This is a genomic window from Nisaea sp. (assembly GCF_017640745.1).
In the GTDB taxonomy this organism is placed as follows: Bacteria; Pseudomonadota; Alphaproteobacteria; order Thalassobaculales; family Thalassobaculaceae; genus Nisaea.
Window position 1 is genome coordinate 1 of the sequence record NZ_JAEPQA010000022.1, and the last position, 23710, is coordinate 23710.

The 23710-nt window shown below is 65.2% G+C and carries 19 protein-coding genes and 1 pseudogene; 15 read left to right on the forward strand and 5 right to left on the reverse strand.

Features of this window, described 5'->3' with window-relative positions:
* From JJ959_RS15290 to JJ959_RS15305, 4 genes and pseudogenes are all read left to right on the forward strand, one after another.
* Positions 1-824, forward strand: a pseudogene (locus JJ959_RS15290) (ammonium transporter); the annotation flags it as partial.
* 223 nt (positions 825-1047) lie between these two features.
* A complete protein-coding gene (locus JJ959_RS15295) occupies positions 1048-2238 on the forward strand; it encodes an aminotransferase class I/II-fold pyridoxal phosphate-dependent enzyme (RefSeq protein WP_292885248.1) in 1191 nt (396 codons plus the stop codon).
* A 31-nt stretch (positions 2239-2269) separates the two neighbouring features.
* Positions 2270-4726, forward strand: a complete 2457-nt coding sequence (locus tag JJ959_RS15300; RefSeq protein ID WP_292885250.1) for a DNA translocase FtsK — start codon at positions 2270-2272, stop codon at positions 4724-4726.
* Positions 4727-4930: 204 nt separating this feature from the next.
* Positions 4931-5554, forward strand: coding sequence for an outer membrane lipoprotein carrier protein LolA (locus tag JJ959_RS15305; RefSeq protein ID WP_292885253.1), 624 nt, complete (start codon positions 4931-4933; stop codon positions 5552-5554).
* 1 nt (position 5555) lies between these two features.
* On the opposite strand, the gene JJ959_RS15310 is transcribed toward JJ959_RS15305, so the two are convergent.
* Complete coding sequence (locus JJ959_RS15310) at positions 5556-6326, reverse strand: sterol desaturase family protein (protein WP_292885256.1); 771 nt, start codon at positions 6324-6326, stop codon at positions 5556-5558.
* Between the two features lie 95 nt (positions 6327-6421).
* Between JJ959_RS15310 and JJ959_RS15315 the strand changes: the two genes are divergently transcribed.
* Both JJ959_RS15315 and xth read left to right on the forward strand, forming a co-directional pair.
* On the forward strand, positions 6422-7210 hold the full coding sequence (locus tag JJ959_RS15315; protein ID WP_292885258.1) for a gamma-glutamyl-gamma-aminobutyrate hydrolase family protein: 789 nt from the start codon (positions 6422-6424) through the stop codon (positions 7208-7210).
* A 39-nt stretch (positions 7211-7249) separates the two neighbouring features.
* Positions 7250-8038: an exodeoxyribonuclease III gene (gene xth, locus JJ959_RS15320; protein ID WP_292885261.1), complete on the forward strand. Its 789-nt coding sequence runs from the start codon at positions 7250-7252 to the stop codon at positions 8036-8038.
* Between the two features lie 117 nt (positions 8039-8155).
* Here xth and JJ959_RS15325 read toward each other — a convergent pair whose 3' ends face one another.
* The 4 genes from JJ959_RS15325 to JJ959_RS15340 all read right to left on the reverse strand — a co-directional run bounded on the left by JJ959_RS15325 (position 8156) and on the right by JJ959_RS15340 (position 12935).
* On the reverse strand, positions 8156-9241 hold the full coding sequence (locus JJ959_RS15325) for a metal-dependent hydrolase (protein ID WP_292885263.1): 1086 nt from the start codon (positions 9239-9241) through the stop codon (positions 8156-8158).
* 67 nt (positions 9242-9308) lie between these two features.
* Positions 9309-9803 (reverse strand): class I SAM-dependent methyltransferase, encoded by a 495-nt coding sequence (locus tag JJ959_RS15330; protein ID WP_292885266.1) that lies wholly within the window; start codon positions 9801-9803, stop codon positions 9309-9311.
* Positions 9804-9812: 9 nt separating this feature from the next.
* Entirely contained in the window at positions 9813-10268 is a 456-nt protein-coding gene (locus JJ959_RS15335; protein WP_292885268.1) for a cyclic nucleotide-binding domain-containing protein, read from the reverse strand.
* A 30-nt stretch (positions 10269-10298) separates the two neighbouring features.
* Positions 10299-12935, reverse strand: coding sequence for an ABC transporter transmembrane domain-containing protein (locus tag JJ959_RS15340; RefSeq protein ID WP_292885271.1), 2637 nt, complete (start codon positions 12933-12935; stop codon positions 10299-10301).
* A 225-nt stretch (positions 12936-13160) separates the two neighbouring features.
* Between JJ959_RS15340 and JJ959_RS15345 the strand changes: the two genes are divergently transcribed.
* Genes JJ959_RS15345 through JJ959_RS15385 form a run of 9 tightly spaced genes read left to right on the forward strand, consistent with a single transcriptional unit; the run spans position 13161 to position 23706 of the window.
* Positions 13161-14390, forward strand: a complete 1230-nt coding sequence (locus JJ959_RS15345) for a glycosyltransferase (protein ID WP_292885274.1) — start codon at positions 13161-13163, stop codon at positions 14388-14390.
* A gap of 48 nt (positions 14391-14438) precedes the next feature.
* Positions 14439-15704 carry a glycosyltransferase family 4 protein gene (locus tag JJ959_RS15350; RefSeq protein WP_292885277.1) on the forward strand — a complete coding sequence of 422 codons (1266 nt, stop codon included), beginning with the start codon at positions 14439-14441 and terminating at the stop codon, positions 15702-15704.
* The gene (locus tag JJ959_RS15355) at positions 15701-16843 is read left to right on the forward strand and encodes a glycosyltransferase family 4 protein (protein ID WP_292885279.1); all 1143 of its coding nucleotides are present in this window, start codon (positions 15701-15703) and stop codon (positions 16841-16843) included. The genes JJ959_RS15350 and JJ959_RS15355 overlap by 4 nt, the downstream gene beginning before the upstream one ends.
* The gene (locus JJ959_RS15360) at positions 16840-17433 is read left to right on the forward strand and encodes a histidine phosphatase family protein (protein ID WP_292885282.1); all 594 of its coding nucleotides are present in this window, start codon (positions 16840-16842) and stop codon (positions 17431-17433) included. Before JJ959_RS15355 ends, JJ959_RS15360 begins: the two co-directional genes overlap by 4 nt.
* Complete coding sequence (locus tag JJ959_RS15365; RefSeq protein WP_292885284.1) at positions 17430-18590, forward strand: glycosyltransferase; 1161 nt, start codon at positions 17430-17432, stop codon at positions 18588-18590. The genes JJ959_RS15360 and JJ959_RS15365 overlap by 4 nt, the downstream gene beginning before the upstream one ends.
* The gene (locus tag JJ959_RS15370) at positions 18587-19360 is read left to right on the forward strand and encodes a polysaccharide deacetylase family protein (protein ID WP_292885287.1); all 774 of its coding nucleotides are present in this window, start codon (positions 18587-18589) and stop codon (positions 19358-19360) included. Before JJ959_RS15365 ends, JJ959_RS15370 begins: the two co-directional genes overlap by 4 nt.
* Before the next feature lie 10 nt (positions 19361-19370).
* Positions 19371-19871, forward strand: coding sequence for a hypothetical protein (locus tag JJ959_RS15375; RefSeq protein WP_292885289.1), 501 nt, complete (start codon positions 19371-19373; stop codon positions 19869-19871).
* A gap of 29 nt (positions 19872-19900) precedes the next feature.
* Positions 19901-21796: an ABC transporter ATP-binding protein gene (locus JJ959_RS15380; RefSeq protein ID WP_292885291.1), complete on the forward strand. Its 1896-nt coding sequence runs from the start codon at positions 19901-19903 to the stop codon at positions 21794-21796.
* The gene (locus JJ959_RS15385) at positions 21793-23706 is read left to right on the forward strand and encodes an ABC transporter substrate-binding protein (RefSeq protein ID WP_292885293.1); all 1914 of its coding nucleotides are present in this window, start codon (positions 21793-21795) and stop codon (positions 23704-23706) included. Before JJ959_RS15380 ends, JJ959_RS15385 begins: the two co-directional genes overlap by 4 nt.
* The last annotated feature ends 4 nt before the right edge of the window (positions 23707-23710 follow it).

Genomic DNA, 23710 nt, shown 5'->3' on the forward strand with positions numbered 1-23710 from the left:
CCGGCATCATTTACCCGATCCAGGGTTCCTGGACCTGGGGTGGCGGCTGGCTGAGCGAGATGGGCTTCTCCGACTTCGCCGGTTCCACCATCGTGCACTCCGTCGGTGGCTGGGCGGCGCTTGCCGGTGCCATCATCATCGGCGCGCGCAAGGGCAAGTATGGCAGCGACGGTTCCGTGCACCCGATGCCGGGCTCGAACCTGCCGCTGGCGACCCTCGGCACGTTCATCCTGTGGCTCGGCTGGTTCGGCTTCAATGGCGGCTCGCAGCTCGCCATGGGCTCCGCCGCCGACGTTCGTGACATCGCGACCATCTACGTGAACACGAACATGGCTGCTGCCGCCGGCGTCGTCGCCGCGGTGATCCTGACGCAGATCATCTACAAGAAGCTGGACCTCACCATGGCGCTGAACGGTGCCCTCGGCGGTCTCGTTTCCATCACCGCCGAGCCGCTTGCCCCGAGCATCGGTATCGCGGTGCTGAACGGTGCCGTTGGCGGCATCCTGGTGGTCGTCTGCGTGCCGCTGCTCGACAAGCTGAAGATCGACGACGTCGTCGGTGCGATCCCGGTTCACCTCGTCTGCGGCATCTGGGGCACCATCGCGGTGGTCCTGTCCAACGGCGATGCGAGCTTCGCGACCCAGATCATCGGCATTGTCGCCATCGGCGCCTTTGTCCTGGTCACCAGCGGCATCGTCTGGATGGTTCTCAAGCTCACGATCGGTCTCCGCGCCAGTGAGGAAGAGGAAGCCCTCGGTCTCGACCGTGCGGAATGCGGCCTCGAAGCCTACCCCGAGTTCGGCGGAGGCTCGCAGCGGGTCTGATTTCCCGAGAGTACCTGAACTATGCGGGCCCGGATGGCGACATCCGGGCCCGTTTTCTATTTAAAACAATATTTTATTTGAAATTCATATGAACTAACCCGAAGACTGCATTATGTGAGGCTTTGCATTAAAGTTGCCCCATAACTATCGGGCTTATATTATAGATTCCCGATAGAATGTAGATGGCCTGGGGGAGGAACCCGGCCGAACAGGGCAGCAATCGATGATTAACCCGGCGCTTCAACCGCTTAGCGACTATACCTTCGCGCGCCTGAACAGAATGCTGGAGGGCATCGAGCCCGCCGCCGGCAAGCGGCCGATCATGCTCTCCGTCGGTGAGCCGCAAATCCAGCCGCCCGCTTTCGTGAACGAGATCATCGCGGCCAGCGGCCATCTCTGGAACAAGTATCCGCCACCGAAGGGCGATCTTGCCTTCCGTGAGGCGGTCACAGCCTGGCTTGGCCGGCGCTATGGCCTGCCCACCGGCCTGCTCGATCCGGAGCGCCATGTCACCTCGATCTCGGGCACGCGTGAGGCGCTTTACCAGCTCGGTTTCCTCGCGGTGCCGGAGCGCAAGAACGGGCAGCAGCCGGTCATTCTGATGCCGAACCCGCTCTATCACTCCTATCGCGGCGCGGCGATGCTCGGCCGGGCCGAGCCGGTCTACATGAACGCGACCGAGGAGAACGGCTTTCTGCCGCATCTGGAGAATGTCGCCCCGGAGATCCTGGAGCGGACCGCGCTCTGCTTCCTCTGCACGCCGAGCAATCCGCAGGGCCGGGTGGCGACGCTGGATTACCTGAAGCGGGCGATCGAGCTCGCGCGAAAGTACGATTTCATGCTCGCCGTCGACGAATGCTACGCCGAGATCTATCGCGGCGATCCGCCGCCGGGCGGGCTCGAGGCCGCGGCGGCACTCGGCGACAGCCTGGAGAACATCGTCGTTCTGCATTCGCTCTCGAAGCGCTCCAGCGCGCCGGGGATGCGTTCGGGTTTCCTCGCGGGAGATCCGGAACTGGTGAAGCGCTACGGCGAATACATCATGTTCGGCAGCGCCTCGACGCCGCTGCCGATCCTGCATGCGGCGACGGCGCTCTGGAAGGACGAGGCCCATGTCGAGGCCAACCGCGCGCATTATGCCGAGAACTGGCGCATCGCCAGCCGTGTTCTGGGCAACAAGAAAGGCTATCACGAGGCGGAAGCCGGCTTCTTCGTCTGCATGCCGTCCGACGATGCCGAGGGCCTGACCAAGACCCTCTGGCGCGAAGAGGCGGTGAAGATCGTGCCGGTCGGTCTCATGGCCCGCGAGGATACGGCCGGGGTCAATCCGGGCGATCCCTTCGTCCGCATCGCCCTCGTCTACGACACGGAAACCACGGAGGAAGGTCTGCGTCGCATCGCGCCCTATTTCTGAGGTGGCGTCGCGACCTGCGGGGAAAGAGCATATGAGCGCATCGACCAAGAGTGCCGGAAACGACATGTCGGGCGGAGGCTTCCTGCCCGAGAGCGCGCGTCTCTATCTGAGGCGCCGGGCGGCCGAGTTTTCCGGCCTTGCCCTGCTCGTCCTTGCCGGTCTCGGGGCCGCACTGCTGCTGAGCTATGCGCCGGACGACCCGTCCTTCAATGCCGCCGGTTCCGGGGATGTACAGAACCTGCTCGGCCCGATCGGAGCGATCGTTGCCGACGTCATGTTGCAGACCGTCGGTCTGGTCAGCGCCGTTCCGGTGCTTCTGTTCGCGGTCTGGGGCTGGCGCCTGATGACCCATCGGCCGGTGGAGCGGGTCGCGCTCCGTATCGCGCTGCTGCCCTTCGCCCTGATCGCCGGTTGCCTCGCGCTGGCGGTTTTGCCGGTGCCGGAAGGCTGGCCGCTCAGGGCCGGTCTCGGCGGCGCGGTCGGCACTCTGGTGCTGACCAAGATCTCCGCCCTCGGCTTGCTGGCGGCGCTGGACGCGCTCTGGATCGGTGCTGCCGCCGGCCTCCTTGCCGTCTCCCTCCTGCTCTGGACCTTCGGCGCCTCCTGGCGCGAGTGGCTGGCGCTGGCCCGCGGGGCGGGCCGCGGCGTCGGCACCGCGGCCGCGCTGGGCGCCAAGGGCGGTGCGCTTGGCGGACGGGCGCTCGGCAGCGGCCTCGAAGCCACGGCCAACCTTGCCCGCAAGGGTTTCGATTCCGTCGGCCGCCGGGAGCCTTCTCTCAGCGGGAAACGCGAGGAAGAGAAGCCGCGCCTGAGTTCCACGCCGCGCAAGGCTCCCGAAGTGGAATCTTCCGCCCCGGTCCTGAAGGCGATGCCGGAAGAGGCTGCCGCGCCGCGCAAGGCGGCGCCGGCGAAGAAACCGGCCAAGGCCAGTGTCGCGCAGGCCAGCCTCGATCTGCCCAACGCCGGCGATTACGAACTCCCCGCGATGGATCTCCTCGCCGAGGCGCAGGAAGGCGCCGCCGGCCCCGAGCCGGAAGCGCTGCAGGAGAACGCCCGGATGCTGGAATCCGTGCTCGGTGATTTCGGCGTGAAGGGCGAGATCGGCAAGATCCGCCACGGTCCGGTGGTGACGCTCTACGAACTGGAGCCGGCGCCTGGCACAAAATCCTCCCGTGTGATCGGCCTCTCCGACGACATCGCCCGCTCGATGAGCGCGGTCTCCGTCCGTGTCGCCGTGGTCCCGGGCCGCAACGTGATCGGCATCGAGCTGCCGAACGCGCGGCGCGACACGGTCTATCTGCGCGAGATCCTCGAATCGGACATTTACGAGCGCTCAGGCGCCAAGCTCGGCATCGCGCTCGGCAAGGATATCGGTGGCACCCCGGTGGTGACCGATCTCGCCCGCATGCCCCACCTGCTGATCGCCGGCACCACCGGCTCGGGCAAGTCGGTGGCGGTCAACACCATGATCCTCTCGCTGCTCTACCGGCATTCGCCGGAAAGCTGCCGAATGATCATGATCGACCCGAAAATGCTCGAACTCTCGATCTATGACGGCATTCCGCACCTGCTTTCCCCGGTCGTGACCGACCCGAAGAAGGCGGTGGTGGCGCTGAAATGGACCGTGCGCGAGATGGAAAGCCGCTACCGCGCCATGTCCAAACTCGGCGTGCGCAATATCGACGGCTACAACGCTCGCCTTGCCGAGGCTCGGAAGAAGGGCGAGGTGCTGAAGCGCCGCGTCCAGACCGGTTTCGACAGCGAAACGGGCAAGCCGGTCTTCGAGGAAGAACCGCTCGACCTGACGCCGCTGCCCTATATCGTCGTGGTGATCGACGAGGTCGCCGACCTCATGCTGGTCGCCGGCAAGGACATCGAGGGCGCGGTGCAGCGCCTCGCCCAGATGGCCCGCGCCGCCGGCATCCATGTCATCATGGCGACCCAGCGCCCGTCCGTCGACGTCATCACCGGCACCATCAAGGCCAACTTCCCGACCCGGATCAGCTTCCAGGTCACCTCCAAGATCGACAGCCGCACCATTCTCGGCGAGCAGGGCGCGGAACAGCTGCTCGGCCAGGGCGACATGCTCTACATGGCCGGCGGCGGCCGCATCACCCGCGTGCACGGCCCGTTCGTTTCCGACGAGGAGGTCGAGGACGTGGTCCGCCATCTCCGCGCCCAGGGCGAGCCGGAATACAATGACAGCGTCACCGAGGACGACGGCGAGGGCGGCGACGGCGGTTTCGGCGATCTCTCGGGCCTGACCGGCGGCAACACGGACAGCGGCGACGCGCTCTACGACCAGGCGGTCGCCATCGTCGCCCGCGAGGGCAAGGCCTCGACCAGTTTCATCCAGCGGCACCTGAAGATCGGCTACAACCGCGCCGCGACGCTGATCGAGCGCATGGAAAGCGAAGGTGTGATCAGCCAGGCCAACCATGTCGGCAAGCGCGAGGTCCTGGTGCGGAACCCGCACGAGGACGAGTGAGGGGTTTCTTCGATCGTCGTCCAGTTATGATCGTCATCCCGGCCGCAGAGCCGGGACCTTCGAGGTCGAAGGGCTGAGAGCAAGCTGCCCGAGGTCCCGGATCAGGTCCGGGATGACGGTTCGGGATGGATGGCGACCTATGGGAATGCTTTGCCCCAGAAATGCCGCTTGCAACGGCGCATCCCGCCTGCCATTTGAAACCCCATGAAAAAGCTCCTCGCCCTCGCCGCTCTGGCGCTCTGCCTCCTCCTCCCGCAGCCGTCCGACGCGGCGCCGCTCAGCGCCGAGGACAAGCAGGTACTGGCGCGGATCGAGTCCTATTTCAACGGGTTGACCACGCTGCAGGCCCGCTTTCTGCAGGTCTCGAACCAGGGCGCGACGGCGCAGGGCATTCTCTCGCTGAAGCGGCCCGGCCTGATGCGGTTCGAATATGACGAGCCCTCGCCGGTGCTGCTGGTCTCGGACGGGACCTGGCTGATCTTTCAGGACAACGAGCTGCAGCAGACCACCCACGTGCCGCTCGGCAGCACACCGCTCGCGGTGCTGGTCGAGGACCCGGTGGACCTGACCGAAAACCTTGAAGTGCTCGAAGTGGCCCGGAATCCGGGTGTCATCCGTCTCCTGATGCGGATGCGCGACGATCCGGAAGCCGGTTTCATCCAAATGGTGTTCTCGGACTCTCCGCTGGAACTCCGGCAATGGACCATCACCGATGCCCAGGGCGTCGAGGTGAAGGTCGCCCTGCTGGAAACCCGCAAGGGCATGGAGCTGCAAGACTCGCTCTTCAAGCCCAGGGACTTCGCGACCGGGAAGTTCAACGAGAAATAGGCTAACGCCGTCCGCGGAACGGCAGGGCGATCAGCGGCAGTGTTTCCTCGTCGTGCCGTTTTTCCACCCCGATCTTCATCTCCGGCGTGCGCGCTGTCCGGCTGCGGGAACGGAACACAAGATCCCACCAGCTGAAGATCGTCGCGTAGTTCGAATCCGTGTCCCGGCGGATCGCGTGGTGATGGATCCAGTGGATCGACGGGGTGACGATCACGCGGGAGAGCGCGCTTTCGAGACGCGGTGGCAGCTTCAGGTTCGAATGGTGGAAGATCGCCGAGAAGAGAACCAGCACTTCAAACAGGATCACCGAGGTGAAGGGAATCCCGAGCAGGATGATCACCGCCGCCCGGGCCCCGGCACTCAGCAGCACCTCGCCGAAATGAAAGCGCACGGCGGAGGTGACGTCGAGGAACTCGTCGAGATGATGGACCTCGTGGAAGCGCCAGAGGAACGGGATCTCGTGGTTCAGCCGGTGCCACCAGTAGATCAGCATGTCCAGTAGCAGAATATCGACGAGCAGCCCCGGCCAGCCGGCGAGCCAGTCCGGCCGCCAGCCGAGCGCGTGGGACGAGGCCCAGAGCGAGACGGGCACCACGATCAGCGGTGAGAGGGCGCCGTTCAGCAGCCAGAGTACGGCGTTGCGCAGCACCCGGGTCCAGCCGCCCTGGCGCGGCACCGCCGGCGCCAGGCGTTCGGCGGCGAAGAGCAGGGCGATCCATGCAAGGATCAGCAGACCCTTATGCTGGAGTAGCTGTTGCGTGGAGAGGTCCATCTGAGGGAATATGGCAGCGGTTTCGCAGGCCTGCCAGCGGCACGCTGTCACGGCCCCGAGAGCGAGATGTCAGCCCCTGAGCCGAGGAGCCTTCCATGCTGTCCGTTCCGTCGCTGCCCCTGATCGGTGTCACCGCCTGTCATCAGCAAGGGCAGGATCACTCGGTGCAGCGGGTTTCCGAGAAATACGTCACCTGCGTTCCGGAGGCGGCCGGCGGTCTTCCGCTCATGATTCCGGCGCTGGAAGCGGGGCAGCTCGATCTCGACAGCCTGGTCGCCCATCTCGATGGATTGCTCCTTACCGGCAGCCCCTCCAATGTCGAGCCGCATCACTTCAACGGCCCGGCGAGCGTCGAGGGCACCGAACACGATCCGCGCCGCGACGGCGTCACCCTGCCGCTGATCCGCAAGGCGATCGAGGCCGGCGTTCCGGTGCTCGGCATCTGCCGCGGCATCCAGGAGATGAACGTCGCGCTCGGCGGCACGCTGCATCAGCGCATCTTCGATTTCGACGACAAGTTCGATCACCGCATGCGCCGTGACGTCGATTTCGACATGAAATACCGGCCCGCGCACGAGATCCGCATGACACCGGGCGGCGTGCTCGCCCGCATCGCCGGCAGCGAGACGGCGCTGGTCAACTCGCTCCACGCCCAAGGCATCGACAAGCCGGGCAAGAATGTCGTGGTCGAGGCGGTGGCGCCGGACGGGATCGTCGAGGCGATCAGCGTCTCGGGCAGCAAGGCCTTCGTCCTCGGCGTGCAGTGGCATCCGGAATGGCCGCGGCCGATCGCCGGGATCAACCGGAAGATCTTCGAGGCCTTCGGCGAGGCTTGCCGCGCCCATCTGCGTGCCCGCCTCGGTCTGGCCGACGCCGCCGAATAGCGTTTTTCCTTTTCCTCCGACCGAGAGAGTTTTCGATCCATGCGGATTGCCACCTGGAACATCAATTCCGTGCGCCTGCGCCTGCCGACCGTTCTCAGTTTCCTGCAGGACCATGCACCGGACGTGCTCTGTCTCCAGGAGACAAAGACGGAGGACCAGCATTTCCCGGCCGAGGCGCTGGCGGAGGCCGGCTATGCGCACCAGGCGATCCGCGGCCAGAAGAGCTATAACGGCGTCGCCGTGGTCTCCCGGCTGCCGTTCGAGGAGAGCGACAGCCGCGACTGGTGTGGCAAGAATGACTGCCGCCATCAGGCGGTCCGCCTCGACGGCGGGATGGAACTGCATAATTTCTACGTGCCCGCCGGCGGCGATGAGCCGGATCCGGCGGTGAACGACAAATTCGCCCACAAACTCGCCTTCCTCGACGAAATGGTCGAGTGGTTCGGCTCCGCGCGCAGCGGGAAGGATCCCATGGTGCTGGTTGGCGACCTCAATATCGCGCCGCTCGAGCACGATGTCTGGTCGCACAAGCAGCTCCTGAAGGTCGTCAGCCACACCCCGGTCGAGGTCGAGGCCCTGGCCAAGGTGCAGGGCGGGCTCGGCTGGGTCGATGCGGTACGCCATTTCGTTCCCGAAACGGAAAAACTCTATTCCTGGTGGAGCTACCGCTCGCGCGACTGGGAAGCGGCCGACAAGGGCCGCCGTCTGGACCATGTCTGGGTGACCGAGCCGCTGAAGCCCCGGCTGAAATCGGCTGCGGTCGTGAAAGCCATGCGCGGCGGCGAGAAGCCGTCTGACCACGCGCCGGTGATCGTCGATCTGGGTTGAGGTCCTTCGCTAATCGTCATCCCGGCCGAAGAGCCGGGACCTTGTCGAACGAATAGCGTCAACCGGCCGCCTGAGGTCCCGGATCAAGTCCGGGATGACGCTCCTTTTCTTGGAGAATTAGCCGCAAGTCGGCGCGTCGGGAAGCGCGGCCAGTGCGGTTGTCCCCGGCTCGAAAAGGCTCGCGGCCTCGGCCGGACGCACCGCGTTATCGCCGAACATCGCACCGACCAGCCATTCCACATCCCCTTCGGCGGAGCGCGGCGCGCGTACCCGCTCGGGATGGATCTCCTTCCAGGCTTCCCCGTCCGGGGCCGCAACGCGGAAATCAAACACGAAGCTCGGTGTCACGCCCATGCGGAGGTCGGCGATCCTGAGGCCTTCTTCGTCCTTCAGGGTCCGATAATAGCCCTTGGAGAAGGCCGCGACCGTCGCAGCGGGCAGCAGAGTATCGAGGCACGGACCGCCCGGCTCGAGGCGCGGATGTGCGTGGATTCGTGCGCTGTCCGCGTCGCCGAAGACCGACTGGTAGATGTTGTAATAGACCGGCCCGTCCACCGCGATTGTGCGCCAGAGCAGGGTGTTGAACGGCATCGGGGTCGCCAGAACCCGCTCCGCTGAAAGACCCGCCGCCGCCATCGCCGCTCGCGCTTTGCCGTCGGCGATCTGCTGCGCCACAAGAGACCAGCCGAGATAGAGCGTCGAGAGCGCCAGGGCCCCGGTCGTGACCCGTTTGAGCCGCGTGCTCCATTCCGGCACCGCCAGGGCCCAGAGCGTCGCCGCGAGCAGCGGAAGGGTATAGAGCGGATCGATGATGAAGACGGACCCGACCCCGAAGGGCGTGTCGACCAGCGGCCAGAGCAGGCGCGTGCCGTAGACCGTCATGGCATCGAGCAGGGCATGCGTCGTCAGGCAGAGGAAGACCGTCAGATAGGCTGTCACGCGCTCCTGCCTCAGGCCCCTGAAAAGCCGCATCGCGCCCTCACCGATAAGAGGCGTAAGGGCGGCATGGACCAGCAGGGAATGGCTCCAGCCCCGGTGCAGCACGAAGTCGCTGACCGGATCGCCGTGTTTGTAGAGCACGTCGAGATCGGGAAGCGTGCCGAGAACGGCACCGGCGAGCGCCGCCTTTCGCGGTCCGATCTTCGGTCCGGCGACGGCAACGGCGACGGTGGCGCCGAGGACGGCCTGGGTCAGTGAATCCAAAAGAGTTCCCCCATCGGTTCCGGATCGACCTGCATGACATGCTGCCGGACGGCGGCCGGTTCAAGCGTCAGGTGGCGGCGATCCGGTAGAGATGGATCCGTCCGGGGCTGATCCCGTCGGGAAGCGGGGCATCCTTCCAGCGCGGCAGCTCGACCGGCTGGTCGCTCACCACGACCGCGCCGTCCGCCAGGAGGGCGTCGACCAGAGGCGCGATCTCGGCCGCGAGTGCGATGCTCGTCTGTTTCTCTCCGGTGCCGATGTCGAGATGCGCCAGGAGGACGGTCGGACCAAGCTGGTCACGCGCCTGCACAAGGGTTTCGCGGAAATCGCCGAGAAAGATCCGGTCCTTCGCCGGGATGCAATCCGGATGCGCGGCAACCTGTCTGTCGAACACGTAGAACGGCCGGTCCGGCATGAGGGAGCGCAGGTGATCGAAGGTGCGGCCATTGCCGAGCCCAAGTTCTATTGCGTTTCCGGAACGGTCGCCGATGGCGGAGACGGCCCATTCCAGACTCAGCTTCTGCGCCTGGAGGCGGCGGATGGCGCTGTCGAGACGGCTCACGGTCCGGGTTTACCCGTCCTTGTCGGAAAGCGCGGCACGCAGGCGCATATTGGTCTGCTCCAGGCGCGCGGCCAGTTCGCGCATGATCTCGACCGCGATCTGAGGGAAGTCGGTGACGAGGCGGAAGAAGGCCTCCTTGGCGATCTTCAGCGTCGTCAGCGATTGCTTTGCCTGGACCGTTGCGGTCCGGGGCACGTCGCAGAGAATGGCGATCTCGCCGACGATGTCGCCCTTGCTGAGCTGTGCCACTTCAATCTTGCCGTCGTCGGTATCGATCAGGACGGAGGCCGTACCGTCGATGATGATATAGGCGGCGTCGCCGGAATCGCCCTGATTGAACAGGACCTGACCGTCCGCGTAGTTCAGCCGCTCGGAGGTGAAGGCAAGCAGCTTCAGCTTCGACGGCTCGATCTTGGCGAAGATCGGAATGTTTTTCAGCAGCTCGACTTCTTCGTTCAGGCTCATGGGTGCAATCCTCGGGTTTCGGGCGCTGTCCTATTCCTCATTCAGCAGTCCCCGGAACATCGTGCCTTCCTGGTTCAGACTATCAAACGTGCCGTCTTCGATCACGCGTCCGCCGGACATAACAAGAATCCTGTTGAACGGCTGGGCGAGACGCGCGCGGTGGGCGATGAATATGACTGTTCGGCCTTCCGCTTCGGCGCAGATCCTGGACAGGATCGGGGCCTGCAGGCCGGAATCGAGCACGGCAATTGCTTCGTTCAGGACGATCACATCCGGGCGCCGCAGCAGGATACGCGCGATCGCGACCTTCTGACGCTGCGCCGCCGTCAGCCGGGATCCAGCGATGCCGGCTTCCGCATCGAGGCCGACCTCGATCACGATGGCCCTGAGGCCTTCGGATTCGACGACCTCGGCAACCACCTTGCCGACCTGATTACCGGCATCCGCCTGACCGTAGGCGATCTTGCCGAAAAGAATATTGTCCTGCACCGAGGCGGCAAGGTTGAAGCGGTCGACCGAGAAGAACTCGAGCGCCGCCTGCCTCTCGGCGGGCAGCTCCTCCCGGAACACCTTCCGGGCTTCGAGGATACGGGCCTGCAGCTCCTCCGAGATCATTCCGAGGCGGTGGCGTGCCGGGATCAGCTTGAACGGCAATTCGAGGAAACGGGTCTTGTCCTCGGCTTCCATCCCGTCGAGGCCGACCCGGTCCGCGCGCTGCAGCAGGGTCTGGAACTCCGGCAGGTCGTCGGCGGAGATGAAGGAATACTGCGCGAAGAACTCGTGATCCGGCGGCAGGTCCTTGAACAGCTCGACCATCGTCGCCGCGACGTCGCGGCCGATATGCACGAAATCCCCGGTGAGACCGACCTTGTCGAGCACGGAGCGGACATAGGGGTCGGAGGCGAGGTGGTCGAGTGCGAAATCGTCGCCGACGGGGGTTCCGAACAGGAGGTTTTCCGCCACGCTGGCATTGGTGTTGAATTTTTCGGCGTCGAAAGGCTCGACCAGGCCGGCGAGGCCGAGTTCCTCCAGCCGCGCGCGCAGACGGACCCGCGCGCCGAGAATCCGGTTGGCGATCTCCGCTTCGCTTTCGGCCCGGAGCGAGCCGCGCAATCCGATGGCGTAAACCTCGTCCTCCAGCCCGACCACTTTCAGCAGTTCGGCGATCCGGTCCTTCAGGCCGTTCTCGTCTGCGCCGATGGACTGGTAGTCGATCCAGTTGGCGGAAATCGGATCCAGGGAATTGCCGGAGGCCTCCGCGTCGGCGCGCTGCTCCGGGGAATCCGGAAAGACGCTCGGGTCCGGTTCACCGAAGGGGAGGTGACGCGCTCCCATCAGAATATTGTCGCGGATCGTGCTGGAGAACACGAAAGCGCCGGGCCCGACATATCCGATGCGCCTTCCGGTGACGGATTCCGGCAACGGGGCGATATCCACGCCGTTGATTGTCACGCTGCCCGAGGTCGGCAGCACAAGCCGGGCGATGACTGTCGCCAGCAGATCCTTGCCGCCGCCGCCGGGGCCGGCGATCGCGACATGCTCGCCTTGCGCGATCTCGAAGGAAACGCCCTCGAGCAGGACCTCGCCTTCATCGTCGGTCAGGCCGACATTTCTGAGCGCCACGGGTCCGTTGAAAGAAACCGGCGTTTCCGGCTCGTCCAGCTGCTGTGCCTCGGTCAGGCTTCCGGCGGGATCGAACTGTTCGACCACCTGATCGTACTTGATCCGGGAATCTTCCTTGCGCTGGTAGTAGGTCAGCAGCTCCTTCCAGGGTGCCGAGAGATCCTTGTAGGCCGCGAGGATGGCGACCAGTGCACCGAAGGTGAGGTCGCCCTTGATCACCAGGACGCCGCCGATCGAATAGAAGAAGAACGGTGTCAGCTGGGCGATGAAATTGTTGAGGAACTTGATGAAGAACTTGCGGCGGTAGATCTCGAACCGGATCGTGTAGATCTCGCCCAGCATGGTGGTGAAATTCGCCAGCGCGAAGCGGGAGGAATCGTTCGCGTGGATTTCCTGGACGCCGGAAATGCTCTCCCCGATCCGGTCCGAAAGCTTGCGGACGGTCCTGACCCGTTCCTTGCCGAGCTCGTTCACCCGCTTCTGCAGCCTTGGAATGAGATAGGCCTGCACCGGATAGAGGGCGATCGCGGCGGTTCCGAGGATCGGATCCTGCACGAACATGAAGATGAGGATGGTCAGCAGGGTCCCGCCCTGGAACGCGGGCAGCGAGAACGCATCTCCGATGAAACCGCCGAGCGGCTCCACCTCCGAGGTGATCATCGGGATCACCTCGCCCTGGCTGACACGGCGGAAATGCGGCAGCGGGAAGCGCAGCACACGGGCATAGAGATCGTAGCGCAGCCGCCGCAGCATCCGTTCGCCGAGCTGGCCGCGATAAACGTTGATGTAGTATTTGAACCCGCCATTGATGCAGACGAGCGCGAGGAAAATGCCGCTCAGCAGCATCAGATAGGGGATCTGGTCGATCTGATAGCCGAAGATGTCCTGCGGAAGGTTCTTGCCGGCGATTGCCTGGTTGATGATGGTTTTCGGCAGGTCGAGCGAATAGTAAAGGAACGGAAAGGACAGGCCGGTCAGCACGAGGAGAAAGATCTGTTCTTTCTTGCTGTGCCGGAAAATGAACCGGAAAATCGTGGGTTCCATGCGGAGGGTCAGCCCGTACCGAGTGGCGAGGTTGGCAAAAACCGTTTTCTGACAGAACAGTAACCGAAGGATACCGCAAGGTAAATGTGCCGCGGGCCAAACTGGTTTTGCCGCACCGTGCGCTGTGGCATAGTGCACTCCTAAGGGGATATGGTGGGGGTCGAACCTGCGGGTTCAGCAGGGCTTTCCATTCAATTCAAGGCCGATAACAACGTGGACGGGCGTATGACGTACGCTAGCAACAAGCGCGGCCAGAAGCGTGTCCTGATGTACAGTCACGACACGATGGGGCTCGGCCACTTGCGCCGTTGCCGGGCGATCGCGCATTCGCTCGTCGAGCAGCAGTCGGATCTGACGGTCCTGATCCTGTCCGGCTCGCCGATCATCGGAAGCTTCGATTTCCGCACGCGGGTGGATTTCGTTCGGATCCCTGGCGTGATCAAGCTGCGTAACGGCGACTACACCTCGCTCAACCTGCATCTCGACATCGAGGAGACGCTCAACCTCCGCTCCTCGATCATCAAGCACACGGCGGATGCCTTCGACCCTGACCTGTTCATCGTCGACAAGGAGCCCTGGGGCCTGCGCGGCGAGGTGCGTCCGACGCTGGAGATGCTGAAGGACCGCGGCACGCCGCTCGTGCTCGGCCTGCGCGACGTCATGGACGAGCCGGAAAAGCTGTTGCCCGAATGGGAGCGCAAGAACGCGGTCGAGGCCCTTCGCGACGTCTATGACGAGATCTGGGTCTACGGCCTGCAGTCGGTCTGCGATCCCTATTCCGGCATGCCGATGCCGCAGTCGGTCCATGCCAAGACGCACTATACGGGGTACCTGAAGCGCAAGGTCCCAAGCCACACCCACCCGATCTCGACGACCGATCTCGAGGATCCGTTCATTCTGGTAACGGCCGGTGGCGGCGGCGACGGCGACGGGCTCATGGACTGGGTCCTGAAGGCCTACGAGTCCGACAATCATCTGCCTTACAGGGCCCTGCTGGTGCTCGGCCCGTTCATGCCGGCGGAGCTGCAGAACGATTTCATGGAGCGCGCTGCCGAACTCGACCGCGTCGAGGCGATCACCTTCGACGCGCGGATCGAGAGCATGATGGCCCGCGCCGCCGGGATCGTGGCGATGGGCGGCTACAATACCTTCTGCGAGATCCTTTCCTTCGACAAACGCGGCCTTATCGTGCCCCGGACCGAGCCGAGGCTGGAGCAGTTTATCCGTGCGTCGCGGGCCGAGGAACTGGGCATGACGGCGATGCTGGTCGACGACGGCAGCCGCGAGCCCGAGGTCATGGCGGATGCGCTCCGCCGTCTGCCGAGCCAGCCGCGTCCCTCGGAAATCATGGCGGCGTCCCTGCTGGACGGCCTTGACGAAGTAAACCGTCTCACCCATCGATGGCTCTACGAGCGTCCCGGGTCCAACATCTCGGTGCTCCGCCGCGAGGCGTGAGCACGGCGGTCCCGCCGCGGCGTCCGGACCGAGAGCATGCGAGACGGTATGACAGAGCCAGCTTCCAGCGTTCCGACGGCAATCGTGCTGAAAGGCTATCCGCGTCTGTCGGAAACCTTCATCGCACAGGAAATCCTCGAACTTCAGCGGCGCGGGCTGGATTACACGATCGTTTCCCTGCGCCACCCGACCGACAAGGCCACGCATCCCGTGCACGGGCAGATCGCCTCCGCGGTCAACTACCTGCCGGAATATCTTTACCAGGCGCCGCTCCGGGTTCTCAAAGCCTGGTGGAAGGTCCGGCGGATGCCCGGTTACAAGGCGGTCTTCCGCCTCTGGCTGAAGGATCTCCGGCGCGATCCCACACCCAACCGGGGGCGCCGTTTCGGTCAGGCAATGGTCTTGGCGGCAGAGCTCGATCCGCACTACCGGCACATCTACGCGCATTTCCTCCACACGCCTTCCTCGGTCGCGCGCTACGCCGCGCTGATGACCGGGCGCAGCTGGTCGGCCTCCGCGCACGCTAAGGACATCTGGCTCAGCCCGGAATGGGAGAAACGGGAGAAGCTTCAGGATGCCGCCTGGGCGGTGACCTGCACGCGCTACGGCCACCAGCATCTCGACGCCCTCGTGCCGGGCCGGACCCGGCTGGTCTATCACGGTCTCGATCTTTCGAGTTTTGCGCCGGTCGGCCCGAAGCCGCCCGGCGGAGACGGATCGGCGGCGCCGGTGCAACTGCTCTCCGTTGGCCGCGCGGTGCCGAAAAAGGGCTTCGACCGGCTGCTGGACGCGCTCGCGCGCCTGCCGGAGGGACTGTCCTGGCACTGGACCCATATCGGCGGCGGCAAGGAGCTGAAGGCGCTGAGGGACCAGGCCGCGCGTCTCGGGATCGCCGGACGTGTCACCTGGCGCGGTGCGGCGGCGCAGAGCGCGGTGATCGAGGCCTATCGCGCATCCGATCTCTTCATCCTGCCGAGCCGGGTGGCCGAGGACGGCGACCGGGACGGCCTGCCGAATGTACTCATGGAAGCGCAGAGCCAGCGCCTCTGCTGTCTCGCGACCGCCGTTGCGGCCATTCCCGAACTGATCGAGAGCGGTGTGACCGGCGAGCTTGTTCCGCCGGACGATTGCGCGGCACTGACGGCGGCGCTTGAGGGGCTGATCGGGGACCCCGAACGGAGGGCACGGCTCGCGGCTGCCGGGGAAGAGCGTGTGCGGAGCCGGTTCGACCATCATTCCGCAATCTCCGTTCTCGCCGGGCTGCTCGGCCTCGATGCGGCAAAATCCGAACCCGGGACGGACGCTGCAGCGTGAGAATTGCTTTCTACGCCCCCTTGAAGGCCCCTGACGCGCCGACTCCTTCCGGCGACCGGCGCATGGCGCGCCTGCTGATGGCCGCGCTCCGGGCGGGCGGGCACGAGGTGTTCCTCGCCTCGCGCCTGCGCAGCCGCGACGGCGAGGGCGATCCCGCCCGTCAGGGACGCATCGCATCTTGTGGAGCGCGTTACGCCGAACGCTTCGTCGCTTGTTGTGAAAGCGGAAGGATCGCGGCGCCGGATCTCTGGTTCACCTATCACCTCTATTACAAGGCGCCGGACCATATCGGTCCCCGCGTGGCGGAACGGCTCGGCATTCCCTATGTCGCCGCCGAGGCCTCGAACGCGCCGAAACGGGCCGAGGGCCCCTGGGCGGCGTCCCACCGGCGGGTGGTCGACGCGCTTGGCCGCGCGGATCTCGTCGTCGGATTCAACAGCCGGGACAAGGCCTGTCTCCTGCCGGTCCTGAAGCCCGGGAGCACTTATCTCGACCTGAAGCCCTTCGTCGACGGGCTGCCCTATCCGGAGCGGCGGGCCGCGTCCGTGCTTCGCTCCGAACTCGGGGTCGGGAACGGGATCCCCGTGCTTCTGGCGGTGGGCATGATGCGTCCCGGGGTGAAAATCGCCTCCTACAGGCTCCTTGCCGAGGCTTTGTCCGCGCTTCCCCCGGCGCGTCGCTGGACACTCGCGATCGCGGGAGACGGTCCGGCTCGAGCCGAGGTCGAGCAGGCATTCAAAGCGCATGGCGACCGCGTGCGGTTCCTTGGCGCGGTCGGGCCCGAGCGGCTGATGGAGCTCTATCTCGGCGCAGACATTCTGGCATGGCCGGCGATCAACGAAGCCTACGGAATGGCCCTGCTGGAGGCGCAGGCAGCTGGGCTGCCTGTGGTTGCGGGCGATACCGGCGGCGTTCCGGACATCGTGGCGGACGGTGAGACGGGCCTGCTTTCCCCCGAAGGCGACGTGGCAGGGTTCGCCGCCAATCTCGACCGCCTGCTTGAAGACCCGGGGCTGGTCCGATGCATGGGAGAGGCGGCCCGAACCAAGGCAAACCGGCTCCATAGTCTCGAAGCCGCCGCGGTCCGCCTGGATGCGGCGCTCGGCGACCTTCTGCGGCCCGAAAGGATGCGGCCGTGAGGATCGGGTTCCTGCGCCATGGCCCGACGGCATGGAACGCGGAAAAGCGTCTCCAGGGCCATACCGACATCCCGCTCTCCGAAGCAGGTCGAGTGATGGCCGCGGGATATAGCCTTCCGGAAGCGTTTCGCGGTGTTCCCGCCTTCGTCTCGCCGCTCGAGAGGGCGCGCGAAACGGCTGAACTCGCGGGGATTGAGAACGCGACCGTGGATCCTCTGCTCATAGAGATGAACTGGGGGGACTGGGAAGGTGAACGGCTTCCCGACCTGCGCAAACGTTACGGAAAAGAAATGGAAACGAACGAGGCACGTGGCCTCGACTTCCGCCCCGCCGGTGGAGAGAGCCCGCGCGAGGTTCAGGCCCGGCTGCAAACCGTCTTCGCACGGCTGAACGACCTGAGGCCACGGCCGGAGCGTTGCCTTCTGGTGACCCATAAGGGGGTGATCCGAGCGGCGCTCGCACTGGCTTTCTGCTGGGACATGACCGGAAAACCGCCGGTCCGGCTTGACTGGTCGGCGCTCCATGTGGTCCGTCTCGACGCCGATGGGACGCTTGAGCCCGATGCCATGAATGTGAGCCTGCTTCCATGACGGATCCCCGGTCGAATTCGCTCTTCCTCTATGTCCAGAACCTGCTCGGGATCGGGCATCTGCGCCGCGCGGCGGCGGTCGCCCAGGCTGCCGCGGCGGCGGGTTTCGAAGTGCATTTCGTCTCCGGCGGCATGCCGGTGCCGCATCTCGATATCGGCGCGGCGAAGCTGCATCAGCTGCCGCCGGTCAGGGCGGCGGACACGCTCTTCAAGGTGCTCGAGGACGAGAACGGGCGGCAGATCGACGACGCCTGGAAGGCGGAGCGCCGCGACCGGCTGCTCGCACTGTTCGAGGAGATCCGCCCGTCGATCCTCTTCACCGAGCTGTTTCCCTTCGGCCGCCGGCAGATGCGCTTCGAATTGCTGCCGCTTCTGGACCTTGCGAAGGAGGCGTCCTGGAAACCGAAGATCGTCTCCTCGATGCGGGACATCCTGGTCACCAAGCCCCGGCCCGACAGGAACCGGGAAATCGTCGAGACCGTCGACCGGTACTACGATCTGGTTCTCGTGCATGGCGACGAGGGCGTCATCAGCCTGGCCGACACCTTTCCGATGTATGACGAGCTGACGCCGCCTGTGCGCTATACCGGCTATGTGCTGAACCCGATCGATACCGGCAACGGGAAGGGCGACGGCGAGGGCGAGATCGTGGTTTCCGCTGGCGGCGGTGCCGTCGGCGGCAGCTTTATGGCCGAACTGGCGCGCCTCCGCCCGGACCTGCCGTTCGCCGACCGCACCTGGCGCTTCGTCACCGGCCCGCACATGCCGGAGGAGGCCGCGCGGGAGATCGAAAGCCATGCCGGCCCGGGCGTCATCGTGGAACGGAGCCGCCCGGATCTCGCCGCGCTCATTGCGCGTGCGTATCTTTCGATTTCCCAGGCCGGCTACAACACGCTCGCCGAGATCCTGACCGCCGGGACCGCCTCCGTCGTGATTCCGTTCGAGGGCGGTGTCGAGACCGAGCAGCGTGTCCGTGCCGATCTCCTCGCCCGGCGCGGCCGCCTTGCGGTCGTTCCGGAGGAGGCGTTGTCCCTCGACACGCTATGCACCGCCATGCATACGGCCGTAGCGGCTCGGGACAACAGCATTGCGGGCGTCGACCTCGACGGCGCGGCCGGAACCGCCCGGATGCTGACCGAACTGCTGGAGCAGGCATGAGCGAAAGCGCCGCATCGCCGGACGAGCTCAGGCGGGCGCTCGACGCTTCGGCGCAGGCCGGCCGGCCTTTGGATTTCTGGTGGCGGGATGACGATCTGCAGCGGCCGGATGCGGAGCTTGAGCCGTTGCTCGCTCTCGCCGGGTCGACCGGCTGGGTTCCGGGCCTCGCGGTCGTGCCGGACGGTATGGATACGGAGGGGCTCAAGGCACGGCTGGCGGGGACCGACGCCGAACTGCTCGTCCACGGTTTTGCCCACCGGAACCACGCGGGTGCCGGAGAGAAGAAATGCGAGTTCCCGGGGACCCGGCCGATGGACGGCATGTGCCGGGACGCCGCCGAAGGCTTTCGCCGCCTGAATGCCGCTTTCGGGCGCGCCTGTCTGCCCTGTTTCGTTCCGCCATGGAATCGAATTGCACCTGAGCTGATCGCCGAGCTGACGGCCTGCGGTTTCACGTCCCTCTCGACTTTCGGTCCGCGCCGCGCGGCGGAGCCAGCCCCGGGGTTGAAATGTGTGAACACGCATATTGACGTCATCGACTGGCGTGGTACCCGTCGCTTTGTCGGCATCGGGGCGGCGCGGGCGGCGATCATACGCCATCTCGCGGCGGTCCGGGCTGGCGCGGCGCAGGCGGAGGAGCCGTGCGGACTCCTGACCCATCATCTGATAATGGTGGAGCAGGACTGGCGCGAACTCGGTACTCTTGCGGCGGAACTGGATGCCCATGAAGCGGTTCGCCTCTGTGCGCCAAGCGACTGTTTTTGCTCATGAAGGATGATGGATGAGCCTGCACGCCTATCAGAAAAACTCTCTTATCGCGGACTATCTGCGCGGCGGGATCGGCTTCGCGGTCACCGCCTTTCCGGTTGTGTTCGCTCCGATGATGGGCACCTTTCAGATCATCTTCGCGCTGATCTCCCTGGTTTTCGCCGGGTTCCTGCTGAAGACATGGCTGCGCGCCCAGACCCGGGTCGAAGTCGCCGACGAGGGCATCAGGACGCTTGGACCCTTCGGAAAGTCGATCGCCTGGCCGGACCTGACGGCGATGGAGCTGCGCTATTACTCGACCCAGAAAGACAAGGCGAAGGGCTGGATGCATCTGGTCCTAAAGGGCGGCGACGGCGCGAAAATTACCATCGAATCGACACTTGACGGTTTCGATACGGTGCTTGAGCATGCCGCTGCGGCCGCTGGTCGGAACGGCGTCGCTCTCAACCAGACGACAACGGAAAACCTAGCAGCCGCAGGGGTATCGATGGGGCTTGCCGCGGGGGATCGCTAGGATGCCGGCGGCGACGGGGAGATGAGGGCATGGTCGACCAGCTGACACCGCTTCTGCGGGTCAGGGATCTGCAGGTCGCGTTCGACCTGCCGGGCGGCGAGTTGCTTGCCGTCAACAAGGTTTCCTTCCAGGTTCGCGCCGGCTCGACGGTCGCCCTCGTCGGCGAGTCCGGCTCCGGCAAGAGCGTCGTCAGTCAGGCCATCATGGGTCTGTTGCCCTCCATCGCGGAGATCCGCGGCGGGTCCATCCTGTTCGCCGACGACCGGGCCAAGGGTACGATCACCGATATCGCGAGGCTGAAGCGCAACAGCCGCGAGATGCGCCAGATCCGCGGTGGCCGGATCTCGCTGATCTTCCAGGAGCCGATGACCTCGCTCTCGCCGCTGCACACGGTGGGTAACCAGATCCGCGAGGCGCTGGAGCTGCATCGAAGCGTCTCCGGGCGCGAGGCGAACGAGCTGACCGAGGAAATGCTGCGTATGGTCGGCTTCCCGGATCCGGCGCGCGCCATGCGGACCTATCCTTTCGAGCTTTCCGGCGGTCTCCGTCAGCGCGCGATGATCTCCATGGCGCTGATCTGCCGTCCTTCGCTGCTGATCGCCGACGAGCCGACGACCGCCCTCGACGTCACGATCCAGGCGCAGATCCTGAAGCTGATCAAGGACCTGCAGGCCGAACTCGGCATGGCCGTCCTGATGATCACCCACGATCTCGGGGTCGTCGCCAACATGGCCGACGACGTGGTCGTGATGTACCGCGGCCGGATCATGGAAAGCGGCACCCGTGACGAGCTCTACCGCAATCCGCAGCATCCCTACCTGAAGGCGCTGATGGCGGCAGTGCCGCGCTTCAACATGGAGCCGGGCGAGCGGCTGGTGCCGATCCGCGAGATCAAGAGCGAGACCGGCCATCTGCTGGCGCCGACCTGCGAGGAGAAGAAGGCGCCCCAGCACAAGCCGATCCTCAAGGTCGATAACCTTTCGAAATGTTTTACCATTCGGAAGGGGGCCTGGCTCTCGAGCGAGGAATCGAAGGTCTATGCGCTCGACGATGTCAGCTTTGAAGTGAAGCCCGGCGAGTGTCTCGGCCTCGTCGGCGAGTCCGGCTGCGGCAAGACCACGCTCAGCAAGACCATCATGCGGGCGCTGTCCCCCGATCAGGGCTCCGTCACCTATTGCGATCAGGACGGCGAGATCGACGTGCTCGGGCTTTCCGGCGACGCGCTGACCGGTTTCCGCCAGAAGCTGCAGTTCGTCTTCCAGGATCCGTTCAGCTCTCTCAACCCCCGCATGACCGTGTTCGATATCGTCAGCGAGCCGCTGGTGATCCACGGGATCGGCGACGATGCCTACCGGCGCGAGATGGTGTCCGAACTGATGAAGCTGGTCGGTCTCGACGCGCGGCATCTCAACCGCTATCCGCACAGCTTCTCCGGCGGCCAGCGCCAGCGTATCGGCATCGCCCGCGCGCTTGCCCTGAAGCCGCGCATGCTGATCTGCGACGAGCCGGTTTCGGCGCTCGACGTCTCGATCCAGGCACAGGTGCTGAACCTGCTGAAGGATCTGCAGGAACAGCTGAACCTGACCTATCTCTTCATTTCGCATAACCTTGCGGTGGTGGATTACATCGCCGACCGGATCGCGGTGATGTGCGCCGGACGGCTGGTCGAGCTGGCGCCGCGCGAGGAGCTGTTCCGCAACCCGGTGCATCCCTACACCAAGGCGCTCTTGCGCGCGGTTCCGGATCCGAGCCTCGACAACCCGCTTGATTTCGAAGCCGTAATGGATCAGCGCTGCTCGGTTCCTTCCGAATGGCCGGCGCCCTTCACAGTGAGCGAGCAGACCCATCCGCGCCTGATCGATCTCGGTGGCGGGCATTTCGTGCGCGCCGACGAATCCGCTCTGACCTTGAGGTTGGCATCGTGAAGCTGCGCGCCCTCCTTTCTGCAATCGTGTTTGCGGCCGTCGCGGCGACAGCCTCCGCCGGGGAAGTTCCATATCTTGCCAAGGATGTCGCGAGCGGCGTGCTTCCGCCGGTGACGGAGCGTCTGCCGCAGCCGCCCCTGACCGTCGATTTCGCGGCGCGCGGGCAGACGCTCGGCAAATATGGCGGCACGATGCGGATGCTGATGGCGCGCAGCAAGGACACGCGGCAGATGACGGTCTACGGCTATGCCCGTCTGGTGAGCCACCGTCCCGGAGATTTCGAACTCTTCGCCGACATCCTCGAGAGCTTCGAGGTCGAGGACGAGAGGGTCTTCACCTTCACGCTGCGCCGGAACCATCGCTGGTCCGACGGCCATCCCTTCACGACAGAGGATTTCCGCTACTTCTGGGAAGACGTCGCGAACAACGAGGAGCTTTCGCCGGCCGGTCCGCCCAACCTGATGCTGGTGGATGGCGAGGCGCCGCTCTTCCAGGTGCTCGACGAGCGCACGGTGCGCTACAGCTGGTCGAAACCGAACCCGGATTTCCTGCCGTCGCTCGCCAAGGCGAGTCCGCTCTACCTCTACCGCCCGGCGCATTATCTGAAGCCGTTCCATGCCGCCTACGCGCCGGCGGAGGAGCTGGCGAAGCGGGTCGAGGAGGCGCACCAGCGCAACTGGGCGGCGCTGCACAACAAGATGGACAACCTCTATCGGATGGATAATCCGGACCTGCCGGTGCTGCAGCCCTGGAAGGTCACGGGCAGCGCGACCTCGACCCGGTTCCGGTTCGAGCGCAATCCGTACTTCCACCGGGTCGATCCCGAGGGCCGTCAGCTGCCCTATATCGACGAGGTCATTTTCGACGTGGCGAGCCCTGGCCTGATCCCGGCCAAGGTCGGCTCCGGCGATGCGGATCTTCAGGCGCGCTATCTTTCCTTCGACGATTACACCTTCCTGAAGCAGGCCGAGGACCGGTTCCCGTTCGAGACCCGGCTCTGGCGGACCGCCAAGGGCTCTCAGGTGGCGCTTTATCCCAACCTCAATGCGGCCGACCCTGTCTGGCGCGAGCTGTTCCGCGACGTGCGCTTCCGCCGCGCGCTCTCGCTGGCGATCAACCGGCACGAGATCAACCAGGTGATCTATTACGGGCTCGCCTATGAGGGGAATGACACGGTTCTTCCCGCCTCGCCGCTCTACGAGAAGGACTATCAGACCCGCTGGGCCCGGTTCGACCTGAAGCAGGCGAACCGGCTGCTCGACGAAATCGGCCTCCCGCGCGACGAGGACGGGATCCGGCACCTGCCGGACGGCCGGCCGCTGGAACTGATCGTCGAGACCGCCGGCGAGAGCACCAAGCAGACCGATATCCTGTCGCTGATCCACGATTCCTGGCTCGATGCGGGGATCAAGCTCTTCACCCGCCCGTCCCAGCGCAACGTCTTCCGCAACCGGGTGTTCGCCGGCGAGACGCTGGTCTCCGTCTGGTCCGGGGTCGAGAACGGGCTCGCCACCGCGGACACAAGTCCCGCCGACTTCGTGCCCTACTCCCAGCAGCAGCTGCAATGGCCGAAATGGGGCCAGTATATCGAAACCGGCGGACAGTCCGGCGAGGAGATCGAGCTCGAGCCGGCGCAGCGCCTCCGGGAACTTTATTACCGCTGGCGCGACGCCAGTACGAAGGCGGCGAAGCGCGCGGCCTGGAAGGAGATTCTGGAGATCAATGCGGACCAGGTCTTCAGCATCGGCCTCGTCTCCGGCGTTCTGCAGCCTGTCGTGGTGCATTCCAACCTGCAGAACGTGCCGAAGGAAGCGATCTACAACTGGGATCCGGGAGCGCATTTCGGCGTCTATCTGCCCGATACCTTCTGGTTCGGCGAAACGCCGGCCAAGAACGCAAGCGCGGACTAGGGGA